The 23,378-nt window shown below is 52.6% G+C and carries 23 protein-coding genes and 1 tRNA gene; 11 read left to right on the top strand and 13 right to left on the bottom strand.

The window, feature by feature from the left end; genetic code table 11:
* Positions 1-66 precede the first annotated feature (66 nt).
* The 6 genes from H7F31_RS31575 to H7F31_RS31550 all read left to right on the top strand — a co-directional run bounded on the left by H7F31_RS31575 (position 67) and on the right by H7F31_RS31550 (position 7,200).
* Positions 67-975: a Gfo/Idh/MocA family protein gene (locus H7F31_RS31575; protein ID WP_187102068.1), complete on the top strand. Its 909-nt coding sequence runs from the start codon at positions 67-69 to the stop codon at positions 973-975.
* Between the two features lie 21 nt (positions 976-996).
* Positions 997-1,779 carry a M55 family metallopeptidase gene (locus H7F31_RS31570; RefSeq protein WP_187102067.1) on the top strand — a complete coding sequence of 261 codons (783 nt, stop codon included), beginning with the start codon at positions 997-999 and terminating at the stop codon, positions 1,777-1,779.
* 39 nt (positions 1,780-1,818) lie between these two features.
* Entirely contained in the window at positions 1,819-3,180 is a 1,362-nt protein-coding gene (locus tag H7F31_RS31565) for a hypothetical protein (RefSeq protein WP_187102066.1), read from the top strand.
* A gap of 117 nt (positions 3,181-3,297) precedes the next feature.
* Positions 3,298-4,326: a DUF4855 domain-containing protein gene (locus H7F31_RS31560; RefSeq protein WP_187102065.1), complete on the top strand. Its 1,029-nt coding sequence runs from the start codon at positions 3,298-3,300 to the stop codon at positions 4,324-4,326.
* Positions 4,327-4,340: 14 nt separating this feature from the next.
* A complete protein-coding gene (locus H7F31_RS31555; protein ID WP_261800206.1) occupies positions 4,341-6,050 on the top strand; it encodes a DUF4855 domain-containing protein in 1,710 nt (569 codons plus the stop codon).
* A gap of 289 nt (positions 6,051-6,339) precedes the next feature.
* A complete protein-coding gene (locus tag H7F31_RS31550) occupies positions 6,340-7,200 on the top strand; it encodes a MurR/RpiR family transcriptional regulator (RefSeq protein WP_187102064.1) in 861 nt (286 codons plus the stop codon).
* A 367-nt stretch (positions 7,201-7,567) separates the two neighbouring features.
* Here H7F31_RS31550 and H7F31_RS31545 read toward each other — a convergent pair whose 3' ends face one another.
* The 4 genes from H7F31_RS31545 to H7F31_RS31530 all read right to left on the bottom strand — a co-directional run bounded on the left by H7F31_RS31545 (position 7,568) and on the right by H7F31_RS31530 (position 10,370).
* Positions 7,568-8,305, bottom strand: a complete 738-nt coding sequence (locus H7F31_RS31545; RefSeq protein ID WP_187102063.1) for an alpha/beta fold hydrolase — start codon at positions 8,303-8,305, stop codon at positions 7,568-7,570.
* Between the two features lie 511 nt (positions 8,306-8,816).
* The gene (locus H7F31_RS31540; protein WP_187102062.1) at positions 8,817-9,401 is read right to left on the bottom strand and encodes a YdeI/OmpD-associated family protein; all 585 of its coding nucleotides are present in this window, start codon (positions 9,399-9,401) and stop codon (positions 8,817-8,819) included.
* Between the two features lie 228 nt (positions 9,402-9,629).
* A complete protein-coding gene (locus H7F31_RS31535; protein WP_187102061.1) occupies positions 9,630-9,947 on the bottom strand; it encodes a cupin domain-containing protein in 318 nt (105 codons plus the stop codon).
* 351 nt (positions 9,948-10,298) lie between these two features.
* Positions 10,299-10,370, bottom strand: a tRNA-Thr gene (locus tag H7F31_RS31530).
* A gap of 172 nt (positions 10,371-10,542) precedes the next feature.
* Here H7F31_RS31530 and H7F31_RS31525 point away from each other — a divergent pair.
* Complete coding sequence (locus H7F31_RS31525; protein ID WP_187102060.1) at positions 10,543-10,929, top strand: hypothetical protein; 387 nt, start codon at positions 10,543-10,545, stop codon at positions 10,927-10,929.
* Positions 10,930-11,043: 114 nt separating this feature from the next.
* On the opposite strand, the gene H7F31_RS31520 is transcribed toward H7F31_RS31525, so the two are convergent.
* On the bottom strand, positions 11,044-11,682 hold the full coding sequence (locus H7F31_RS31520) for an NUDIX hydrolase (protein WP_187102059.1): 639 nt from the start codon (positions 11,680-11,682) through the stop codon (positions 11,044-11,046).
* Positions 11,675-12,100 carry a large-conductance mechanosensitive channel protein MscL gene (mscL, locus tag H7F31_RS31515; protein ID WP_246608878.1) on the bottom strand — a complete coding sequence of 142 codons (426 nt, stop codon included), beginning with the start codon at positions 12,098-12,100 and terminating at the stop codon, positions 11,675-11,677. The genes H7F31_RS31520 and mscL overlap by 8 nt, the downstream gene beginning before the upstream one ends.
* Before the next feature lie 415 nt (positions 12,101-12,515).
* Between mscL and H7F31_RS31510 the strand changes: the two genes are divergently transcribed.
* Together H7F31_RS31510 and H7F31_RS31505 are read left to right on the top strand one after the other, a co-directional pair.
* Positions 12,516-14,279 carry an ATP-binding protein gene (locus tag H7F31_RS31510; RefSeq protein WP_187102057.1) on the top strand — a complete coding sequence of 588 codons (1,764 nt, stop codon included), beginning with the start codon at positions 12,516-12,518 and terminating at the stop codon, positions 14,277-14,279.
* 127 nt (positions 14,280-14,406) lie between these two features.
* The gene (locus H7F31_RS31505) at positions 14,407-15,540 is read left to right on the top strand and encodes a DNA alkylation repair protein (RefSeq protein ID WP_187102056.1); all 1,134 of its coding nucleotides are present in this window, start codon (positions 14,407-14,409) and stop codon (positions 15,538-15,540) included.
* A gap of 592 nt (positions 15,541-16,132) precedes the next feature.
* Here the strand turns inward: H7F31_RS31505 and H7F31_RS31500 are convergent.
* The 6 genes from H7F31_RS31500 to H7F31_RS31475 all read right to left on the bottom strand — a co-directional run bounded on the left by H7F31_RS31500 (position 16,133) and on the right by H7F31_RS31475 (position 20,181).
* A complete protein-coding gene (locus H7F31_RS31500) occupies positions 16,133-16,429 on the bottom strand; it encodes a transposase (RefSeq protein ID WP_187102055.1) in 297 nt (98 codons plus the stop codon).
* A 153-nt stretch (positions 16,430-16,582) separates the two neighbouring features.
* On the bottom strand, positions 16,583-16,726 hold the full coding sequence (locus H7F31_RS31495; protein ID WP_179216006.1) for a hypothetical protein: 144 nt from the start codon (positions 16,724-16,726) through the stop codon (positions 16,583-16,585).
* A 106-nt stretch (positions 16,727-16,832) separates the two neighbouring features.
* On the bottom strand, positions 16,833-17,156 hold the full coding sequence (locus H7F31_RS31490) for a zinc ribbon domain-containing protein (protein WP_187102054.1): 324 nt from the start codon (positions 17,154-17,156) through the stop codon (positions 16,833-16,835).
* 12 nt (positions 17,157-17,168) lie between these two features.
* Positions 17,169-17,777 (bottom strand): TVP38/TMEM64 family protein, encoded by a 609-nt coding sequence (locus H7F31_RS31485; RefSeq protein WP_187102053.1) that lies wholly within the window; start codon positions 17,775-17,777, stop codon positions 17,169-17,171.
* Positions 17,774-18,949 carry an MFS transporter gene (locus H7F31_RS31480; protein ID WP_261800205.1) on the bottom strand — a complete coding sequence of 392 codons (1,176 nt, stop codon included), beginning with the start codon at positions 18,947-18,949 and terminating at the stop codon, positions 17,774-17,776. Before H7F31_RS31480 ends, H7F31_RS31485 begins: the two co-directional genes overlap by 4 nt.
* 20 nt (positions 18,950-18,969) lie before the next feature.
* Positions 18,970-20,181: an MGDG synthase family glycosyltransferase gene (locus tag H7F31_RS31475; protein ID WP_187102052.1), complete on the bottom strand. Its 1,212-nt coding sequence runs from the start codon at positions 20,179-20,181 to the stop codon at positions 18,970-18,972.
* A gap of 136 nt (positions 20,182-20,317) precedes the next feature.
* Here H7F31_RS31475 and H7F31_RS31470 point away from each other — a divergent pair, with 136 nt between their 5' ends.
* Complete coding sequence (locus tag H7F31_RS31470) at positions 20,318-21,295, top strand: aldo/keto reductase (RefSeq protein ID WP_187102051.1); 978 nt, start codon at positions 20,318-20,320, stop codon at positions 21,293-21,295.
* A gap of 84 nt (positions 21,296-21,379) precedes the next feature.
* On the opposite strand, the gene ilvA is transcribed toward H7F31_RS31470, so the two are convergent.
* The gene (gene ilvA, locus H7F31_RS31465) at positions 21,380-22,642 is read right to left on the bottom strand and encodes a threonine ammonia-lyase IlvA (protein ID WP_187102050.1); all 1,263 of its coding nucleotides are present in this window, start codon (positions 22,640-22,642) and stop codon (positions 21,380-21,382) included.
* 133 nt (positions 22,643-22,775) lie between these two features.
* Here ilvA and H7F31_RS31460 point away from each other — a divergent pair, with 133 nt between their 5' ends.
* Positions 22,776-23,324: a hypothetical protein gene (locus tag H7F31_RS31460; protein WP_187102049.1), complete on the top strand. Its 549-nt coding sequence runs from the start codon at positions 22,776-22,778 to the stop codon at positions 23,322-23,324.
* Positions 23,325-23,378 lie beyond the last annotated feature (54 nt).

The raw sequence follows: 23,378 nt of genomic DNA, 5'->3' as shown, positions 1-23,378 counted from the left end.
CGGGCCCACTGTGAACTTGAATCGATTGGCAAGAGGCGGACAATTCATGGGGCAGGAAGTGATCGCATGCGAAATTCGATGAAGATCGGGATTATCGGGACGGATACGTCCCATTCCATCGCATTTACGGAGCTGTTGAACGATCGGAACCATCGCTATCACGTACAGGGAGGCGAAGTGATCGCCGCGTATCCGGGGGGTTCTCCGGATTTTGAGCTTAGCATCTCCAGAGTAGCGGGCTTCGCCGAGCAGATGAGCAGCGGGTACGGTGTTCGGATCGTTGACAGTCCGGCGCAGGTGGCAGAGGTCAGCGACGCGATTCTGTTGCTGTCCGCTGACGGACGGGTCCACCGTGAACTCTTTGAGGAGATCGCTCCCTATGGGAAGCCGGTGTTCATCGACAAGCCGCTTGCCCTTAGCTTGAATGAAGCGGGAGCCATTGCGGATCTTGCCCGGCTACGGCAATTGCCAGTGATGAGCTCATCGTCGCTGCGTTACGCGGAGGCGTTGACCAAGCAGATCGGCAGCCATCCGAGCGAAGACGCAGTGATTGGCGTAGAGTGTTATGCGCCGATGTTCATGGAGCCGACCCAGACGGGGTACTACTGGTACGGTATCCATGCAGTCGAGATGTTGTATGCGATATTGGGGAGCGGTTGCATCAGCGTGTTAGCATCCGTCTCAGGAGACCAGGAGACGATCGTGGGTGTCTGGCGGAGCGGAGCAGTTGGCACGATCCGTGGCAGCCGTTCGGGCGGTTATCCGTTCGCGGCGGCGATCCACCGCGAGCGCCAGTCCTCCTTCGTCTACGTGCCGGCGGAGGAAAAGCCATTCTATGCCAGCCTGCTCGAACAGGTGATGCGGATGTTCGAGACCGGCGTGCCCGCCGTACCGTTAGAGGCCACGCTCGAGGTGATCCGCTTCATTGAAGCGGCCAACGAAAGCAGGAAGACCGGCGAGACGGTCGATCTCTAATTTGTGGAGGAGTGGAACGATATGAAATATATTCTGATCACCGATCTGGAGGGAGCAGCGGGCGTCGACTCCTTCCGCCAGACACGAACTAATGATCCTGTAGCGAAAGGGCCGGGAATGCGGCAATTGGCTCTGGAGGTGAACGTCTGCTGCGCCGGGATCCGGTCGATGGATCCTGACGCCGTTATCGACGCGGTCGACGGCCACGGCACGGGAGGGCTTCATTCGGAGGATCTGATCGGTTGTCGCTATATAAGCCTGATCGGCACGACTGTCTATCGCCTTCTTGAAGAAGGAAGTTACGACGCAATGCTCTTCGTGGGCCAGCATGCGATGGCTGGCACAGTGGCGGCGCCTCTTAATCATACGTATTCCTCGCTGGATGTGATGTACTACCGGATAAACGACACGTTTGTCGGCGAGTTCGGGGCGCGCGCGCTGCTGGCCGGGTCGATGGGAGTACCCGTTATCTTCTTGTCCGGAGACGATAAAGCGGCGGCGGAAGCGTCCATGTTCGTTCCCGGCATCGAGACTGCAATCACAAAGCGGGGCAGGGGCACCGAGCTCGCCGACCATCTGTCCTCGGAGGAGGCTTGCATCGCCATTCGGGGCGGAGCTGCCCGAGCGGTTAGCCGAATGTCCGGGATCCCGCCGTACACCGGAATTCAAGCGCCGTATACGCTGGAGGTCCGTTACTATCGGCCCATCGTCGATCCCTTCTGGACCTCTCATCCGGATGCCGTTATCGTCGACGAGCGGACGGCGCGGCTTACAGTCTCCGACTTATCCCTTCTGCCGCTCTAAGGATAACGTGCGGAGTCGGTTCAGGAAGATGAGGAAAGGGTGATACGGATGTCTATCGAGGAGCGAATGAACAAGAAGGAACGGTCGGAGATCGCCATCGCGATCATCGGCTCGGAGGGCCGGGCAAAGGCATTGTCTCGTTGTCTTAAGCTGTTCCCGTCGCTCCGCCCTACCTATTACGAGTATCGGAACCTATCGGAGGCGCCTGGCATAGCGGCGGCGGCGGACGCGGATGTGCTCCTGTTCACGGAAGCGCTCTCTTACAGACTTTTCAAGGCCAGGTGCAGTTATCTTGTACCGGCCTTATTTGTGCCTCTGACGGTCTCGGCCCTCCACGACGGCCTGCTTAGACTGGTGCGACGATGCGGAATATCGAAGATTTCGGTTGACGGTTTGCCGGTGAAGATTGTTGAAAGCGCGATTAAAAGACTCGGGGAGCCTAAGCTCATGGTATCCGTATACGAGAGGTCCGATACGCCGAGCGTCAGCGAGCTGCTGGATTATCACAGAGGCTTATGTGATGCTGACGGATCGCATGGCGTCCTGACGGCAATGGGGAGCGTAGCCGAGCGGCTGAACGCAGAGGGTATAGCCAGCGAATGGATGGAGCCGACTGAGCAGGATATGATCGTCACGTTGGAGCGCGCCTTGCTTTCGACCGAGTGGCGGAGGGACAGAGAGGCGCAGGTCGTCGTAGGCATGATCCGTGCGGATCGTCTGGCCGCAACTGAGGGTAGCGGTCGCGCAGAGTCGGGGATACAGCAGCTAGACTTCGATATCCTTCACGCCGTACAGCGTCTTGTCCGACAATTGGATGGGCATTTGACGCGCATTGCGGACGGCGAGTATCAATTCGTCACCACGCGAGGTATTTTCGAGAGCGAGACGGGCGGCTATAAGCGAATCCCGTTTACAGGCGAATCTATAAGGTTGAGAGAAGCGGGTACATCGTTCAGCATCGGTGTCGGCTTCGGCTATACGGCAGGAGAGGCCGGAGTACATGCTCGGCGGGCGATCCGTCTGGCGAAGGAGGGAGGCGGCGATGTCTGCTATATCGTAAGAGAGGACGGCAGCTTGATTGGACCGCTCGCGATGTCGGAGCCTATGCAGATTGATCTGCCGCTCGTCGATGCCTCCCTGCTCAAGCGGGCGGAGTCCGCCGGTCTGACCTCTATCTATTTGACCAGACTGATTGGACATACGACCCGATTCGGCCAGATCGATTACGATGCGCGCGAACTGGCTTCCGTGTTAGGCGTGACGATACGAAGCGTACACCGGTTTCTGCTGTTATGGACGGATGCCGGTCTTGTCGACATCGTCGGCGAGGAGAAAGGGGTATCGCGCGGGCGGCCGAGGTTGAAGTATCGGGTGAGCTTCCTGAACAGGCTCATTCATTGAGAAGAATTTTAGAGATTAAATTGTCTAAAAATATAGATTATAGTGAATATTTCCTCCTTATTGTTTATACTCTTGTTGACTTCCAAAACGCGATCCGCTGAAGAAGGAGACATGCTAATGAGGAAAAAAACACGGTACGGAGTTCAAATTGCGCTCATTCTCGCATTTCTGTTAGGTACTCTCACTCCTACCGGCTATGCAAACACCCAGGTTCCACCTAAAATGATGCTCATTTACGTAGACAAGTACGTCGGGAGCTCGGGTATTGCCTCTTATCCTTCCTACAGTGCCGCCGATATTGATTCGCTGCTAGCGGCAGGCGTTACCGACTTCGTTCTGCTTGGTGGATCCTACCAAGTCTATCAGGACAGTGAATCGTCCTATAAGACGCAGCTTGCCGTCAGCATGGCGAACACGGCTTCGCTCATCATTCAGCGGAGCAGCCTGGCCCGCATTTGGATCGGCACGCCGGGCCTTGATAGTACAACGCCGACCAGTTCGTTCGGCACACGGCTTACGCCTTTCAAGAACTATCTTGCCGAAGTAAAGACGCTTATGGGCGCGACGAACTGGAACAACAACATACAGGGCATCTACATGAATGGCGAGGCGATCTATCCGGCCGTCAATTACGCGAATCTGCTGGCCAATCCACAGATTGCTCTCTACAAAAACCTGAGTACTTATATACACGACACGCTCGGCAAGGAATTTCTGTGGATTCCGTATTACGGCTACGGCGCCAATGCGGCGGAGATCATCAAGCGCATCGGCTACGTGACCAACTCGACATTTGGCGGCGAGAGCATATTCGACATCGTCCTCTTACAGCCTCATTACTATTTTGACAGCACTGTACAGTCCAACCTGAACGGCGTAAAGCATAGCGTAAACAATCAGGCTATCTCTTACCGGGATAATGTGATCGTGACGCCACGTGGGACGGGCGCAACCGTCCGGATCGGAATCGAGATGGAGATCGACACGAATTATGCAAGCAACACCGCATACCAAGGACGTTATGCAGAATATGTCAGCGCTTTCTCAACGTATCTTGGTGCGCAACCGTTCGCCTATTACGCAGGCAGCCGAACTTCGGTTATGAACGGTGCGGTGCTAGGTCAAATCGAGGAATTTTATGAATAGGGAGGATCATGATTATGAAAAAAACTTTGCTCACTTTACTTGCCGTGTTGACGATGGGGACAACCCTTACGGCGGCGCCCGCGCAAGCCAAGCCTAAGCCGCCCGAGCCTGAGCCCGAGCTGGTCAATCTGGCATTGGGCAAAAGCTATACGCTGGAGACGCCATATCAGCTCGACTCGTTGTTCGGCAAGACCGAATCGAGTCATCCGGACGACACCGGCATGCAACTGACCGACGGGGTATACGGAGGCACGGTGTTCTCCAACTCCGCGTTCGTCGGACGAAGCTGGCAGGGCAGCCGGATCGTGACGATCGATCTGGGAGAGCGGAGCAATGTCCGGCAGATCGGCGTCAACGTGCTGCAGGACAATGCCAACGGCATCTTTTTCCCATCGAAGGTCGCTTATTATGTCTCTCTGGACGGCAAGAAATGGGAGCGACTTCAGGACGGAGAGAGCTCGTTGCCGACTACGCAAGCCGGACCTGTCGCCCAGACGATCGGCATCGATGGAATCAACAAGTCGGCCCGTTATGTGAAGCTGGACATTCCGGTCAGCTCGTGGATGTTCATGGACGAGATTGAGGTGCTTGGCATTCGGGATCAATCGGGCAAGAAGCCTCATCCGACCCCTGATCGTTCGAACAAGGATAAAGGCTATCCGAAGGCTGGCTCGAAGCAGGCTGCCGGCATCTCCAATCAAGTGCTCCTTTACACAGGAGAATGGCAGTATGAGCCAGCGGATTGGATCTCCTTTACAAAGGAGGATCTGAAGCCGTACGTATCCTATGTGGATACGGAGATGAACAGAGTCGACTACATGTTCGATGGCTTCCTGTTCCTGCAATACGCTCCGCTGCAGAATGGCGCCAACTACGGTGCGTCCGGCAAGCCGAGCAACAAGGAGGATTGGGTGAAGTCGCTTGACCGGCTGTTCCGTACCGACTATGATCTCGGAGCGCTCAATCAGGCAGTCGACGAAGCGAAGCAGGAGTTGAAGGATAAGAAAGGCAAAAAGGGCAAGAAGGACAAGTATGAGGCAAAGGTTGTTATCTCGATACCGTATCCTCGCTCGGATCAGAGCAACTTCGGCGATGTGGACGGGGACGGCGTCAGCGAGAATATGAATGTGTCTGAGGTCGGCGAAGAGCAGGCGCTTGCGAACCGGACAAAAGTCGTGAAGTGGTACGTGGATGAAGTGTACAAGCGATGGGAAGCGGCCGATTATGATCACATCGAGCTATCTGCTTTTTATTGGTTCAACGAATTTCTGTCCAGGCAAACTTCAGTAAACGAGGATGCGCTAATTCGCTGGACATCCGATTATGTGCATGACAAGGGCGCTAAGCTCCAGTGGATTCCTTATTACTTCGCACGCGGCTGGAGCGATTGGCGGGAGGCTGGTTTCGACACGGCCCTTATGCAGCCCAATTATTCGTTCCATAATACGACTGCGGACCGCGTGGACACGATCGCAAAGGCGGCTTACGATCACGGCATGGGTGTCGAAATGGAGCTGTCAGACGGCGTGTTGACGGACGCCGCGCTGAGAGACAAGTACTATACCTATCTGGACGAGGGTGTCGAGCACGGGTACATGAATTCGTTTAAAGCGTTTTACCAACAAGTCAAAACGTTGAAGAAGGCTGCGGAATCGACCGATTCAATAGCGAGAGAAGTGTATGACAAGACCTATCAATTTCTGAAAGGCACCTACCAGCCTTGAGGTTGGAGATGATCGTGAAGACAAAGCGGGCCGTGGGCGTATAGCGGCTTGGGGGAGAGGCCTCGAATGACGAGGACTCTCCCTTCTTGCCCTTTCAGGGGTGTCGTGATATTGGCTGGGGGTAATATCACGGGGTATTCTCCAAAATACATATTGACAAGAGGATTAATTCGTCATAACATGGCGCTGAGTCGCCATCTTCCGTCATTAGATCTAAAGCTGGAAACAGGACCAATTCCATGATGGTTTCCGTATTGCGATTCATTTGAACGAGAAAGGAAGATCGATCGTGAGCAATACCCTAGGGACTGGGAAGACGCTCCTTAATATCCGAAGCCACATGAGTGGCTTGACCAAGACGGAGCAGAAAGTCGCGCATTACATCCTCGAGAATGCACAGGATGTGATCTATCAATCCGTCACCGAGCTGGCGGAACGAGCGGATACCGGGGAGACAACCGTCCTCCGGCTATGTCGAAAGCTGAAGTTCAGCGGGTTCCAGGACTTCAAATTATCGCTGGCGCAGGATCTTGTCAAACCGGTCGAACATCTCCCGATGGAGATCGCCGAGGGGGACGATCCCTATATTGTCAGCCGCAAGCTTATTTCCAGCCACTATCAAATTTTGGAGCAGACGTACGAGCTGCTGCAGCCGGCTCAGTTGAACCGGGCGGTAGCCGCGCTCATGGCGGCCTCGAACATAGAGTTCTTCGGAGTTGGGTCGTCCGGCTTTACCGCCCAGCAAGCCGCGCAAACCTTCCTTCGGCTCGGCAAGCCAAGCGGCTCGGTAACGGATTCGCACTTTCAGGCGATGAAAGCAGCTATATTGAGCTCGAACGATGTCGCGGTGGGACTGTCCATTACCGGCAGCACCAAGGACACGATCGACAATTTGACGCTGGCCAAAAATGCGGGCGCAACAACAATCGCGATCACGAGCAACGCCCGCTCGCCCATCGTCAAGGTGGCGGATATTGTCTTGTTGACCGTGGCAAGGGAGAATCCTTTCCAAGGGAGCTCCATGAGCTCCAAGCTGTCGCAGATCACAGTCATCGATATTCTTAGCGTGACCGTGTCGTTGGCTATGAAGGGAAAAGCGTCCAAGTACCGGGAGATTACGGCCAAGGCCGTCATCAGCAAGATGTATTGATGACCTCCTGTTTCTCATCGTCCATGAAGAGTAAACCTAGGTAAGAGAGATTATATCTACATTATAAAACCGTCAGATCTCGTAAAAAAAGTATTAAACTGCCCCTAATTTTAAAAACAGCGGCACCCGTGGACGACAAAATAAAGTCCTATACTGCCGCTGCTTTGTTCAAATAACGTTCCCCGTTAGCGTAATCAAAATCTTGTATTAGTTAAACTACTTATTATCCTCCAAATAAGATTTGCACACTGAAATTCACCAGTATGACAATGCGTTGTTATTAGAGTCAAACCAAATAATCTCTGAACAAAGAATGTCATGTTGTTAAAACTTATTCTCTCTGTTTTCATTTTACTAAGTCGCGTTTCTAATCATAGGTTTCCATTCTAAGAAATTCTGCTACATTAGAACTAAACGTTTCAGGTTCTTCTATAAACGGAAGGTGACCACAATCTTGTATCACTATTTTTGTGGTATTCTTTATTTCTGTATGCAGGATTTCAGCTGTCTCCCTATTGAATAAGTGATCAAGTTCGCCAATAATGATTAGAACCGATTGACGAATTTCCTCTAATCGATTGGCAGCATAAGGCTTTGAGACGCGTGAAAGATTTGGGGGGAAACGGCAAAAGTTACTAGTGTTTCGCACGTTGTCAATTGTTTTAAGCCAAGCATTTTCTTTTTTGGAAGCAGGAAAGTAATATCGCCAAAATGGATTAGTGATAAAAGTTTCAATAGCTTTTTCTCTTCCATTCAGCTTTACCTGAAAATGCTGCTTAATTCCCTGCCATAGCATAATAGCGGGATAGTTACGGCCGCTGACTGAAGGTGCCGCCAAGATGAGACGGTGAACACGATCGGGATAGGTCAGAGTGAAGTCAATTGCGACGCTGCCCCCCATGGATGAACCAACTAAGTTTACTTTTGGCAACCTAAGTGCATCAAGTAGCAACTTCAGATCTTCCACATTAGAGAAGAAAGTCCGTGGAGTGTCAGAATGTCCATAGCCTCGCAAATCATAACCTATAACGAAATTATGGGCGGAAAACATCCGCATTTGCTCTTCCCAAATCCGATGATCATTAAAGTTGCCATGAATAAACACAATCGGCTCTCCACTACCTTTGCTTTCATAAAATAGTACTCCGCCCAGAACATCTATGTAACCTTGATTAAAAATAACATCACTCCCTTTATAGCAAGTCTGCCTTATGCAAGTTGTCTTCAATAATGGATCGTAGTACCTCGGAGACAGAGTAATTGCCTTTGCCGCAACAACGGTCTATTTCATCCCAGCATTCCTCTGGCAAGGTAAGCGAGATTTTACGCGTGATGCCTATTGGCTTTCGGCCAGCGCCAGGGCGAGCTCCACCTTGTTTTTTCGAATGTTTACAATTGGTCGTTAATTTATTTTCTGTCATAAGTAATCACCTGTTTTCATGATTACACATCCTAATTTGAAGGTTAATTAATGCTACCTTAATCAAATTCGGTCGGTGCTTGGTGAAACTAACCTGCCTGTTAACGTAATGAAGCCGCCAATCAGCGCTGGCAGCTTCATCCTCGTAGCTTATTCAGCTATCGTCTCCCTTTAGTTCAAAATCGATAGGGACTGATTAGGGATATATTTTTTCACCTTTTTCAAGCATCGCTACAAACTGTTGAATTCGTTTCGCCCGGGTTTCTTGCTTCTTGGCATTATGGATTCTGAACAGGATTGCATATTTATTTTGGCTATTCAACGTATCATAAAATGCCTTCGCTTTGACATTACGCTCAAGTTCAATTACGAAATCCTCAGGCATAGAAGCGATACTTTGCGATTCGTAGGCCTTATCCCATTGTCCATTCTTTTTGGCAATTTCAATCGCTTTGAACCCAGAGGGCTTCATTCTTCCATTTATAATGAGAAGCTCTGCTTTGTCTTTATTTACTTTCGACCAGATGCTCTTAGCCCTACGCGGAGTAAATCGTTGAACCCACATTTTTTCATCAAACTTTTCCTTCTGGCTGTCAACCCACCCGTAACACAATGCACTTTCAAGTGCTTCATCGTAGGATACGGTAACCACACCGGAATTTTTTTTCGAGATTTGCAACCGGATTCCCGGTGAAGTGTCATGATTATTCTCAAGCCAATTCTCGAGAGATTGCTGTTCGCCAAAAAACATAACCGGTAATTCATTGGACTTATTGCTCACTTGAATCGCCTCCTACTTGTAGTGTACTTCAATATAGCTGACAGCTACAGTCAGTAATACTCTAGCCTTGCTTGAGCTATTGCTAATATCTGCATTCCAGAAACAAGCCACTGAGGTGCGAGTAAATCTGTTGAACAATACTGCCCGTTAGCTTAATGAAGTACCGTCAGTCTAATACTTTGTTTTTCAAGTCTACAACTTTATTTTCCGAGTCTAACACTTAATTTTCTAGTCTAAGACTTTATTTTCTTCTGACAGCTGCGGGTAATCGTTTTCGCTGCGGCTTTGGGACCCGTGAATGATCTTGACGATCACATCGATCATATAGGCTTGAATGATCGCATAGTAGCCGCTCTGCCGCTCGTTATATTCACGCTCTATTCGGGCAATCAATTGATCGAATTCGTGTTGCTCCGTCATACTCAGTCGCAGATCGGAGCGAACCGTCCGAGCATCCCATTCGTCTTTGAACAAATAGGACAGGGTCAAGCTTGGAAAATCGTGAGAAGGAAGCAGCGACTCGTCGAGGAAGCCGGGTTTGAACATGATGTTATAGGTGACAAGCTCTGGCGGGAGGGGGGATTTCGCTCTACAGATAATACCCTGAAATTTGATGCGGTCAAGGTACTAGTCCTAACCCGTCCTTACACAAACTATTTTACGCCATCATTATGGTTACGTTAGATACCTATTCACATGTTCTTCCTAACCTGCAGGAAGAGGTCCTGAAAGGAATAGGAGCTTCAAATACAGGCAGGAAGAATAAGGAGCAGTGAAGTGGGTTCAAATAAGGAACTTTAACACTTTAATTGAGTGCAGGGTGGATAAATGGTAGATAAAAAGCAATGACGCGGATCGGGTGTTGCCCGGAATCCGCGTCATTGCTTTTTTTTAGAATGCTGATGAAGGGAATTGAACCCCCGGCCTACGCATTACGAGTGCGTTGCTCTACCCCTGAGCTACATCAGCGAATATGGAATCGACAAATAATAGAATACGAATTTTCGGGGACGCTGTCAAGCCTATATTGCATCCTATATTTGCATCCTCTCGAATTGCGCGAATGACTCTATGAATCCACCCAATCGTCTCTACTTCTGCTGCATATCATAGAGTAAGCGTAGTAGAGAGGAGGGTTCTTATGTCCGAAAAAATGAGGGTGAGTTCTTTCAGACATCATGACAGAATCGAGTTCGACGTGGCGGGCGTTCAGGACGCCGGCAGACAGCTTAGTCGTACGTTTAGAAGGCTTCGCAATCGCCGTAATGCAAGAAGACTGGTAGAGGCCATTCGCCATTGCAATCACCATGCGGTGAACCGTTTGCTAAGTCGCGATTGCAGAGCTGTGTGCTTCTTCAAGAAACCGGGCTTTGATTGCGTAAAGATCGCTTGCGGATTCGGCCGTCGCAACTCCGTTATCGTGAGCTTCGATATCTGCGTAAGAAGCTTGCATGACCGTTGCCACAGAGGCTGTGGCTGCGGAGGGTACGGCGGATACGACGGTGGTTACGGCAACGGAGTCTTCTAATCATGATTCTATCATCTCTATAATGGAAACAAAGAGAGGCTGCCGACGGCAGCCTCTCTTTGTTCAGATATAGGAAAAGATATTATTTCGCAGACTTTCTCTCTATTTCTCGGCTCACTTCTGCATGTCGCGAAGCCCCAGCATCGCGTCGATATAATAGCTGTTGTCGCGGGTAACGAATTCTTTGGCTAGAACCTTGCGCACGCAAGGCGTCAGTCCGTCCCCGGTTTCCGACAGCTCGGCGCCGTCTGCCTCGACGTACTCCAGCTCGCCCCGGAAGAGCGCAAGCATATCGGCAAGCTCGGCCTCGTAGATGCCGTATACTTCCTCACGCTGCAGTTTGAACTCGCTCAAGGGAAGGTCGGTTACCAATCCGAATACGTCGCTAACTTCACGGTCGATGAACAGTTCTCCAGCCGCAATACCGCTGACGTCCTCGCGGACCTGCATAAGCGGGATGAGCTCCTCGAACCGCACTTTTACGCCCAGCTCCTCCTCGAGCTCGCGGGCGGCATCGCGCATCGTCTCGCCGGCAGCCAGATGTCCCGCAGCCGTCGTATCGTAGCAGCCTGGATTCGTATCCTTCGTCAACTGGCGACGCTGGAAGCGGACAAGAAGGCGATCGTCCTCATGGCGGAGCAGCCAGCAGTGGAACGTGCGGTGCCAGTAACCGTGCTTATGTGCCTCCGAGCGAGCAGCCGTTCCTAAGTGGTTCATGGACTCGTCATAGATATCGAACCGTTCCTCAGGCATTCGCCGGAGTCTCCTCCAGTTGGGAGGTGCAATGCTTGCAGCGCGAAGCTTTGATCGGCACTTTGGACAGGCAGTACGGGCAATCCTTCTCCGTAGGCGCCGCCTCGGCTTTTGGTTCTTCTTTTTCTTTCAGGCGGCGCAGTGCATTTATTCCCTTGACGAGCAAGAAGATGCAGAAGGCCACGATGAGGAAGTCCAGCATCACGTTTATGAACTGACCGTAACGGATGAATGGCTCGGTTGCCGGGTCGCCGCTGTAACTCGGGTCGAGGGAGATTTTTAAATCCTTAAAATTGACGCCCCCTAGAATCATGCCGATCGGCGGCATAATAATATCATTCACGAGCGACGTGACGATTTTGCCGAATGCGCCACCGATGATCACGCCGACAGCGAGATCGATGACGTTGCCGCGCATCGCAAATTCTCTAAACTCTTTTACAATTTTCAATTCAATCTCCTCCGTTTAAGTCGTGTTCAAAAAGTTCGGTTTTCAGCACCGAGAAGATTGGATGAAGGTAGAAACTGAGGAGCGGAGCGTAGTGATAGCTACGTGAGCACCGGAAGTTTCGCCTGAATTCAATATTCGATGTCGAGTAGGCTTCGTGGCATACTGCGTGATTAAAAGCGAACTTTTGAACAACCTTTTCAAACTATCATTCCATTATAACTAGTAGTGTACACCAAATCTAGCACTGCTAATCGGCGATTTCAAGAGCCGAAGGCAAGAATTGCGGCATAAACCGCCATACTTCGAGCGGAAGAAAAGGATATTTAGGGAAAATGTCGAACTTTCTAGAGATGTATCACAATATGTAACCTGGAGGAGCGCAATGAATCCATTGTCTCAGCTCGGGAGCCCTTCCTTTCTGTTGCTCTCCCTGTTTATTATAAGCTTTGCAACTTATATGATGTTCATCATGCAATGGCGGCGCAAGCCGAGCGGAACGCAAGTTTCTGCTTCCAACTGCATCGCCGCGGCGCTTGTCTTCACACTAGGGCTGTGGACAATGCATGTCGTCCTGCTGCTCGCCTCTGATTTTATGATGGATATCCGGTGGACCCTTGCCATTAACTTTGCCATCACTACGTTTTTGGTGTTTTTGTCGCTTCGCTATTATCATTCCGGCAGACTTCCCGTTCGGCTCACGGAGGTTATTTCAGCGCTTCTTATGGTTGGAGGAGTTGCTTGTCTGCACTATTTCTCCATTCTCAGCCACTCTATTAATCGTCTAGAATTCAATATTCCATTGGTAGCCGTATCGTTCCTTCTAGGTTTTGCGGGTTGTTATGCAGCGTTCGTGCTTATGCGTCGCCCCGCGCAATGGCGTTATGCAGCCGCGAGCTTCGTTGCCGGCCTTGGCAGCTTGACCATGCATACGGTAGGGATGTTTGCACTCACGGTTGAGTATCGACATGTGATGACGATGGACAGACTGAACCAATTCCTGATGCTGCTGGCGTTCATTCTGTGTATTCTGGTGCTGCTCATCATTACATTCTCTTACACCACCTGGCTCGGGATGAAAAAGTATACCCAGATCGACGAGCGCTACAAGCTGCTGGTCGAGAATTCAACGGACACGATCGCCATTATCGTCGAAGGCAAGTGGGAGTATCTCAATCCTTCCGGCTTGCGGTTGTTCGAAGCGGAGCACGAGGATGAGCTGGTCGGCCACTGCATCTTCAAGCTCCTGCATGGCGGCAAGCATCTCGAGATGCAGACATGGCTGCAGCAAACTCCGGATGGGAGGGAATTTGCCTTGCGTCCAATCGAGCTGCAGTGGCAGACGCTGCGAGGCAACCCCATTTTGACGGAAATGGTGAGGATCCGAGCCACTTACGACGGCAAGCAGGTGGAGCAGGTCATGATCCGGGATATCTCCGAACGGAAGCGAAACGAGCAGTTGTACGTCAACGCGGAGAAGCTGTCGATAGCGGGGCAGTTGGCCGCAGGGGTCGCTCACGAGATCCGAAATCCGCTCACTTCGCTCAAGGGCTTCATGCAATTGCTCGCTTCCGGGCGAATACAGGACCAGCAATACTTGCCCTTGATGAGATCGGAGCTGTCGCGTATCGAAAGCACGGTCACAGAACTGCTAATGTTATCCAAGCCGCAAGCGTTAGAGCTCAGACGCAATAATCTCAGGGAGCTGCTGAGCGAATGCACTGCTGCTGTCGGCGCGCAGGCGAAGGCGCAGCGGGTGCGCATCCAACATCGCTTCGATCCGGCTCCAGCCTGGGTCCTCGGCGTAGCCGTACAGCTCAAGCAAGCATTTATTAATGTGATGAAGAATGCGGTGGAAGCTATGCCGGACGGGGGATTGCTGTTGATCGAGCTGAAACGCGGCGATCCGGACACGCATCTCGTTACCGTAGCGGACAATGGGAGCGGTATGCCCGAAGAACAGCTTGCCAAGCTGGGGCAACCCTTTTATTCGACGAAGGACAAGGGAACGGGGCTCGGTCTGCTCGTGACCTATAAGATTATCGACAACCATGAAGGCAAGATCACCATAGACAGCGAACTGGGCGGCGGGACGACGCTGAAATTTACATTGCCTGCAACCTCCAAGCCGGACGATAGCGATAGCTAAGGAAACGACATTTAACCGGATGTACGCGGATCGATCATTTAGCCTGTTTAACGCGAACGTATGTATGGTATACTGGATCGGAACGTATGATCCCTTATGCATAGGGCGAAATAGGAGCTGAAAAGTCATGGCGGAACCATTAAAACATATATATGACGGCCTCTTTCTCGAAGGGTTTGCAAAACGCATGAAGGATGCTTGGCCACCCTTCGATAGTGATCGATTCCTCAGGCAAACCCGCCAAGGGGACTGGGAGAGCTTGGAGTTGAAAGCAAGAACGCGTCGAATAACGGAGTCTCTAGGAGAAGTGCTGCCGACTAATTACCGCGAGGCGCTGGATGTCCTGTATTTGGTGGACGAGGCCTGCACGGGCTTTCCTTATCTGTTTTTCCCTGATTTTGTAGAAGTGTTCGGAAGGAAGGAGGAGGACTTCCCGCACTCCATGGAGGCACTGGAGAGATTTACGCAGCGATCCTCGGCCGAATTCGCCGTCAGACCGTTCATCCTTGATCATCCGAAGGAAATGGTAGGGCAGCTGCTGATCTGGGCGGAGCATCCGAGCGAGCATGTGAGACGTCTCGCCAGCGAAGGTTCGCGTCCAAGGTTGCCATGGGCTCCTGCCTTGCCGATGTTCAAGCGGGATCCTTCGCCGGTTATGCCCGTGCTGGAGAAGCTTAAAGCAGATCCGGCGCTGTATGTGCGCAAGAGCGTTGCGAACCATCTAAATGATATCGCGAAGGACCATCCGGAGCTTGTTATTGCCACAGCCAAGCGTTGGAAGGGAGATAACCCGCTGACGGACTGGATTGTTCGGCATGCCTGCAGAACGTTGATCAAGCGCGCTGATCCGGCCATTATGGATCTGTTCGGCTATACGGAAGCGGGAACGGTCGGCGGTCGCCTTATTACGGACGCTTCCCTTGCGTTATCAGAGGAGAGTATAGTACTAGGCGGAGAGGTCCAGCTCCGATATGCATTCACGACAGCGGAGAGGGAAGAGGGCAGCGAGCCTCTTAAGCTGCGAGTGGAATACGGCATCGACTTCGTGAAGTCCAGCGGCAGCACGTCGCTCAAACGGTTCCTGTTATCCGATCGGGAATGGCTAGGCGGCAAGCGGGTTGAGGGAGAGCGTACGCATCGTTTCGCCGATCTGACCACGCGCAAGCATTACGCCGGCGATCATGTGTTCACGTTATGGGTTAACGGGATCGAAGTCGCGAGGAGCAAGCTGCAGGTGGCTGCCGGAGAGGCCGGCCGATAGGCATTAGCCATATCGATGCCGCCGACATAAATCTTGAAAAGCAGCCAGTCGGCGAGCTTTAGAACGATGACGCCGACTTAAATCTTGAAAAGCAGCCGGTCAGCGAGCTTTAGGTCGATGCCATCGACTTAAATCTTGAAAAGCAGCCAGTCGGCTGACTTTAGATCGATGGCGCCGCCTTAAATCTTGAAAAGCAGCCAGTCGGCGAGCTTTAGGTCGATGCCGCCGACTTAAATCTTGAAAAGGAGCCGGTCGGCTAGCTTTAGATCGACGCCGCCGACTTAAATCTTGAAAAGGAGCCGGTCGGCGAACGAACTTTAGATCGATGGCGCCGACTTAAATCTTGAAAAGCAGCCATTCGGCGAGCTTTAGGTCAATGCCGCCGACTTAAATCTTGAAAAGGAGCCGGTCGGCGAGCTTTAGATCGACGCCGCCGACTTAAATCTTGAAAAACAGCCGGTCGGCGAGCTTTAGAACGATGGCGCCGACTTAAAGCTTGAAAAACAGCCAGTCGGCTAGCTTATTCTATAATTAGAACAAAAGACAGAAATGGCGATGCAGGGATAACCTCCCTGGCAGCGCCATTTCGTGTTTATTCCTGATCCTTGTTACTGCCTTTATGCCGTCTCGGATGCTGCATGTGCGCTTCGGGATCATCGTCGTCATCATGCGGCACAAGGCGGGGATCCGTCCGTCCTTCATGATGGTTATCGAACTCAAGCTCCACTTGCTTCCACTCCGTCGTACCTAACATAGGGTCGGCGGGGAATACGTCGCCGCGCTCCAATCGTTCGTCGCGTCCCCATTCGTTGCGGTAGACGCCGTCGGCTTCCACCGGCTCGCCGGAGATCGGCTCCATTCGGTGCTGCTGCTTATCTTCGTTGCTCATGATGCCCAATTCCTCCTATGGTACAGGTTGGAGTGCAAAGTGTCGGCCATCTCGGCCGGAAGCTTATAGGCCATGCTGGGGCACGGCAGCGAAGTCGGCATCGGACTTGCAGCTCGCTGGAGAACCCATGCCTGCCGCGCCTCGGCCGGAAGCTTACAGGCCATGCTTAGGCACGGCGGCGCGGTCGGCGTCGGATTGCAGCTCGCTGGCGCGTTTTTTGCCTGCCGCACCGCGGTCCGCCATCGATTGCGCTTTGCTGGCCGCTTTCTGAAGATGTGATGGTTGCTTGCCGGACATATAAATCGCCCCTTCTTCTTCAGGAAATATGATCTCCCAAGGAAGATCGGCCTTAGTTTGCCACGGAAGGAAACAATGTATGAGTACCGGATAGGAATCGGCGGAATTACAGCAGTCTAAGCTCGCAGGAAGGACAGTTGACATCCTCTTCGGTTACTTCCTCGCCGCAAGCGGGACAAGGCTCGCGGAAGGGAAGCTGCGTCGATGCGCCAGCAAGCCTGTTTCCACCGCTTGAGCCTTCGCCAGAGGCGGAATCGTCTCCGCCCCGCAGATGGGTCGGCGTGCCGAACAACGTCTCGACCATGTCCCGAATCGTCTTAGAGCCCTCTGATTCCCCCGAAGCGACGCGAACGATGTAGAACATCGCGAGGATAAGCGCGCCTGCAATCAGCAACACCAGCGTAGTAGCGCCAAAGTCGATCCAATTCATTTCTTCACCTGATTAACCATTAACCTGGTAACGGCTCTCCAGACTTTTGCCTCCGAACCACATGACCAGCACGGCTGTAACGGAGACGAAGATCCGCCAAGGCTCCTCGACGAGATTGGCAATGTCGAAGCTGATGATCGAGATGCAGAAGATCATGACTGCCTTCCCCATCAGGGTGGCAAGAAGGAAAGTATGGAAGGGCACCTTGCTGAGACCGGAAATCACGGTAATGATAACGGAAGGCGTGAACGGGAAGCAGGCTAGCAAAAATAAAGGCGTGAAACCTTTGCGCTCGACCCAATTGAAGAATCGTTCGGACTTGGGGAATCTTCTCATCAGCTTATCCTTGACGTTCTTGCCAAGCGTGCGGCAGATCAGGAAAACGCACAATGCTCCTGCGGTCACGCCTATCCAGGAGAACAGGAAGCCGAAGCCCAGTCCGTAAATATTGGCGTTTGCCGCGATAATCAGAATAAGCGGCAGGAACGGCAAGAAGGATTCAATAAACGGGAGAAGAAGGCCGGGCAGCGGCCCGAACTGCGAATAACTTTCGAGCGTGCGCTGTATGCTGTCGATATCCATGTTTTTGAGATGATTTAACCAGTCTTGCCATGTACTCATGATTTAGCCCCAATCCCCTTCAATGAAGCATAGAATATTCCGATGAACGCGAAAATGACGGCGCTTGTCCAGAACACGGCCGACTCGCCGCCCCATAAGGCAAGCACGCCGCCGACCACGGGGCCGATCATGACGCCGACCCCTTCGAACGTGGACAAGAGCCCCCAGCCTACGCCCTCTTGCTTAGGAGGTACGTAAGTGGCCAGCAATGCGTTCCAAGTCGGCAGAATCGTCGAATACGACAAGCCGAGGATGATCGCAATACCTAAACAATACCAGAACGTAAGCCCCAATGCCAAGACGTACAGCCCGATAGCGAAGGCGCCAAAGCCTATGACCAGGAACCAGCGTCCGCCGCCAAGCTTATCGGACAGCTTGCCCATCGGGATGAGACCGGCCACGGCAAACAATCCTCCGACGGTAAGCAGAATGGAGTATTGAGCGCCGCTTAAGCCAAGCTCGTCCGCCGCGAAGCCCGGCAAGATGGGGATCAGCATGCTGGCAGCCATCGTCTGCAAAATCATGCCGGGCAGCAGCAGCTTCATCTTGACCAGCCGTTCCTTAAGCACGGAAATTTGCCTTCTCAGCGGAATTCGGGTCGTGCCGGAGAGCGCCTTCTGCGTGGGCATAAAGAAGGAGAGCAGGCAAGCCAGCACGGAAAGAAGGACGAGCAGCAAGTAGGTGAGGGACGAGCTGTAGTCGAGCAAAATATTACACACGATCGGGCCGCTGCCAAGACCGAACAGCCAGATGGTATAGAGGAAGCCCATCTGCGTAGCACGATGCTCCTCCGTCACTTTGGTCAAGCAGACGATCCAGATGGGCGACATGCCAATGCCATAGACTGCGGAAGCGCCAATGAACATCCATGCAACGTCCGCGAATTGCAGCGCATAGACGCCCGCAAGCGCGATGATCAGACTGACCTGAACGATAAGCCGCGCGGAGAAGCGGTCGAGCAGGTAACCGATCGCAATCTTAAGAATCGTATCCGTAATATAGTGAGCGGAGATGGCCGCTCCGATAACGTCGGGCGAGAGGCCCAGCGAATTCGCTCCATAGATGGGCAGCAAGCTGACGAGCACGGCTCCCCGGACAAATTCCACGATAAACATAACGAGCGAGATGAGGCTCATTTCCGCCCCGAACCAACGTTTGGATTGTGTAGGCACGTTTCGAGCTCCTTTGCCAGTTAGAAGATTGAAATACGTTCCATTATACCCCTATTGGTTATTATATCCAAAATAATGGATTCCGCTGCATTCGCTGTCATCGTTGAATAACGTTCGCCGAACTGCATAGGCTCATGGAGCGGTGCGCGAAGTTTCATGATATTGTGGCGGCAGGCGCCCAGCTTTTCGGGATCGTGAATCAACGCCCGAAGCTGGTCGGTTAGGGAGCTGGCATCATAGGATATGAATGCGGCCCCTTTCGATGCGAGATAACGTGCATTCTGCTTCTCCTGACCCGGAACCGGGCGATAGATGAAGGTTGGGAGTCCGATCGCGATCGCTTCGGCAAGCGTAATGCCGCCGGGCTTCGTAATCAAGCAATCGGCAAGCGACATTAGCTCATGTATAGCATGTTGGAAGCCGTAAGCATGCAGCCTTGGGCAGGAGTCGTGCCCCGGGACACGCATTAGCAAGTCTGCGCGGAGCTCTTCGTTCCTGCCGCAGACGACAGCCAATTGAATGGCAGGGTCCTCAAGAAGGCTTTCGCAAAGCGCGGCGACGTTCGACATAACGCCTTGGGCGCCAGCCATAATCAGCACGGTTCGCATGGAGGGAGAGAGCCCGTACTTCCGGTAGAGCTCAGGTGTAGCCTCGGCAGCCGCGAAGCCCTGCTTGAGGGGGATGCCGCTGACTCGCACTTTCCGCTTAGGGATGCCGATTCCGCGCAGCTCGCTTCGGAGATCCTCCGTAGCTACGTAATAACGGTCGACGACGGGGTGAACCCATCTCCTGTGCAGGTCGAAGTCGGTAATGACGGCGTAGGAAGGGATCTGGCGAGTGCTCCGCCCTTGGCGCGAGGATCCCATTGCATAGATGGGGAATGTATAAATAACCGCATCCGGACGTTCTTGGTCCAACAGCTGGCGAATCTTATGTTGACCGAAAGAGTGAAGCCAATTGCCGAACAACGAATCGTGTTTCATCGGCTTCGTGAAGTTGTACATCCAGCCGTAAAGATGCGGCATATGCGTGTAGCTGCTCTGGTAGAAGCGGCGCGTCACTCCGTTTAGCCACGGATGGGATTCCGCCATCAGATCGTAGAGAACCGTGCGATCGTTGCCGAACTGCTCCATGGCGTTCTTCAGCGCCCTTGCCGCCTGGATATGCCCTTCTCCGTAAGAGGCGTACAGAATCAAAAATTTCGATTGACGGTAATGAGCTGGATAAAGCATGGATACACCTCCTGACCCCAAGTGTAGGGGGCGACTGTAAAGCCCGAGTGAACGCGGTTTGGATCCTTTATATTTTTTTTGTATACTTGGATTAATATCCACGAATTTATCATTTATGGCGAAGGAGCGATTATGAATGCAATATGCTTATCTGGGCCGATCGGGATTGCGGGTTAGCCGACTATGTCTGGGCACGATGAATTTCGGGGTCGATACGGACGAGCAGGAAGCTTTCAAGATCATGGACGCCGCGCTTGATGCGGGAATCAACTTCTTCGATACGGCTAACATCTATGGCTGGGGGAAGAATTCCGGCGGCACGGAAGAGATCATCGGCAAGTGGTTCAAGCAGGGGGACGGCAGACGGGAGCGCACTGTACTAGCTACTAAAGTGTATGGCGACATGCATGACGCATATGACGGACCTAACCGAGACCAAGGATTGTCCGCCTACAAAATCAGGCGTCATCTCGAAGGTTCTTTGAAGCGTCTGCAGACTGACCACATCGAGCTGTACCAGATGCATCATGTCGATCGTAACGTCAACTGGAGCGAATTATGGAGCGCGTTCGGAACGGCCCAGCAGCAAGGGAAGATCGGTTATGTCGGTTCCAGCAACTTTGCCGGATGGGACATTGCGGTTGCGCAAGGAGAAGCAAAGGCAAGGGGCGTGCTGGGTCTTGTCTCGGAACAGCACAAATACAATCTGCTGTGCCGACTGCCGGAGCTGGAAGTGCTGCCGGCATCGCAAGCGCTGGGACTTGGCGTCATTCCGTGGAGCCCGTTGGACGGGGGATTGCTCGCGGGCAACTATCGTCGCAAGGACGGCGGACGCCGGAGCGGGGATCAAAAGCGGCTGGACAAGCATGGCGAGCAGTTGGAAGCTTACGCCAAGCTGTGCGACGAGCTTGGCGAGCCGGAAGATCTGGTGTCGCTTGCATGGCTGCTCTCTAACCCGGCCGTAACGGCGCCGATCATCGGCGTTCGGACGCTTAATCAATTCGAGCGTTCGCTGCGGGCCGTGGAGTTGGAGTTGGACGCATCGACGCTGGCCCGAATCGACGAGATTTTCCCTGGCCCGGGCGGGGATGCTCCTAAGGCTTACGCCTGGTAATAGCTTATAACAAAAAAGGCTGCAACCCTCGCATCATGGGAAGATGTCGAGTTGCAGCCCTCTTGCATAATGCCGGGATAATCGTTAGATAAGCAGATTAAACAGAACCGGATCCTTGTTCAGCTCGAAAAATTGGAAGCCTTTCTTGGCCATCCTGTCGATGAGCGGCTCATAGTCTTCGCGATGCTTGAGCTCGATTCCCACCAATGCCGGACCGTTGTCCTTGTTCGACTTCTTCGTATACTCGAAGCGGGTAATATCGTCGTTTGGACCGAGCACCTGATCCAGAAACTCTCGCAAAGCTCCTGCGCGCTGCGGGAAGCTGACCATGAAATAATGTTTGTACCCTTCGTAGATAAGCGAACGTTCCTTGATCTCTTGCATGCGGTCGACGTCGTTATTGCCGCCGCTGACGACGCAGACAACGTTTTTGCCCGCAATCTGGTCGCGGTAAGCGTCAAGCGCCGCGATTGGCAGAGCTCCGGCGGGCTCGGCGACGATCGCGTTCTCGTTATACAGATCCAGCATCGTCGTACAAACTTTGCCTTCTGGAACCGTGATGACATCGTCGACCAGATCGCGGCAAATGGCGAAAGTCAGGTCGCCGATTCGCTTTACGGCTGCGCCGTCCACGAACTTGTCGATTTGGTCCAGCGGGACGACCTCTCCTGCATCAAGCGACGCGCGAAGGGAGGGCGCGCCTTCCGGTTCGACGCCTATAATATGGGTGGCGGGAGAGACGATCTTGATATAGGATGCCACTCCCGCCGCCAGTCCGCCGCCGCCTACCGTAACGAAAATAAAATCGGGCGCGGATTCCGCCTTCTCCATTAGCTCTTGACCGACGGTGCCGTTGCCCGCGATAATCTTGCGGTCGTCGAAGGGGTGGATAAACGCCATGCCGCTGCGAGTGCTCTCTGCAATCGCTTCCGAGTAGGCATCGTCGAAGGTATCCCCGGTCAAAATGACCTCAACTTGATCGCCGCCGAAGAAGGAGACTTGTTTCACCTTTTGCCGCGGAGTGGTGCTCGGCATGTAGATTTTGCCGGGAATGCCGAGAGTTTGACACGAATAAGCGACGCCTTGGGCGTGATTGCCGGCGCTGGCACAGACGACACCCTTGGCGACATCCTCGGGAGCGAGAGAACGCATGAGATGGTAGGCTCCTCTTATCTTGAACGAACGTACAATTTGGAGATCCTCGCGCTTTAGCCATACTTGGCAGTTGTATCTCTCTGATAGTACGCGGTTATATTGGAGGGGCGTGCGAACGATGACATCCTTCAGGTGCATGTGTGCTTGCATGATTTCTTCCAGACCGATGCGATGCAACGATTGTGTGCTCATAACGAACGAACCTTCTTTCTAGCTTTTGAATAGGGAATGGGTTGCCGTAAGTAGGGCAGCCGAGATAGTTGTCAACCATTATACCACTTTGCCGTGCGGAATGGGCGAGAGATTGGGAGAGGGGGAGCCGAGCATGGGGAAAGTGTTAAAAAGGTTATTCGCGGTCATTGTCATTCTGTTATTGCTGGCTGCGGGAGGAGTATGGTGGCTGCTGTCCTATATTGCTCCCGATGAGGAATTGGACTTGTCCTATCAGAATATCAACATTCGCGAGAAAGCGACCGATATGATCAAGCAGCTTAAGCCGGAACTGATATTGACGGAAGCGGACGTTAATAATCTGATCAAAAAGAATCTGGATCCCAACGTGAGCGAACACGTTGTTGTAGAAGGAGCGTTGTTCGACCTGGAAGGAGACCGATTGATCGCGAATATGAACGTGAGGTATCGGGACCGCGTGCCGATGGCGATCCGGGCGGAGTATCGGCTGGAGTGGCAGGATCCTAATCTTGCGCTGAGGCCGCAGTCGCTATCCATCAAGGGAATCGACTTGCCTCTAGACATGCTGGAGACGATTATTGTCGACCTTGATCTTCCGACGGGAGATTTGGTTAAAGTGAAGGAAGTCCGGTTCGAGGGGAATACGGTACGGGTTGAATTTAATATGAGCTTGCCGTTCTGAGTTTGGGGATCTATGCTTACGTCATTATGAAAAACCCTTCCGCTTCTAATTTGA

The sequence above is a fragment of the Paenibacillus sp. PAMC21692 genome (assembly GCF_014303795.1).
GTDB lineage: Bacteria > Bacillota > Bacilli > Paenibacillales > Paenibacillaceae > Pristimantibacillus > Pristimantibacillus agaridevorans.
The sequence above is the reverse complement of the archived record's forward strand: the minus strand, read 5'-3'. Positions and strand labels throughout refer to the sequence as shown.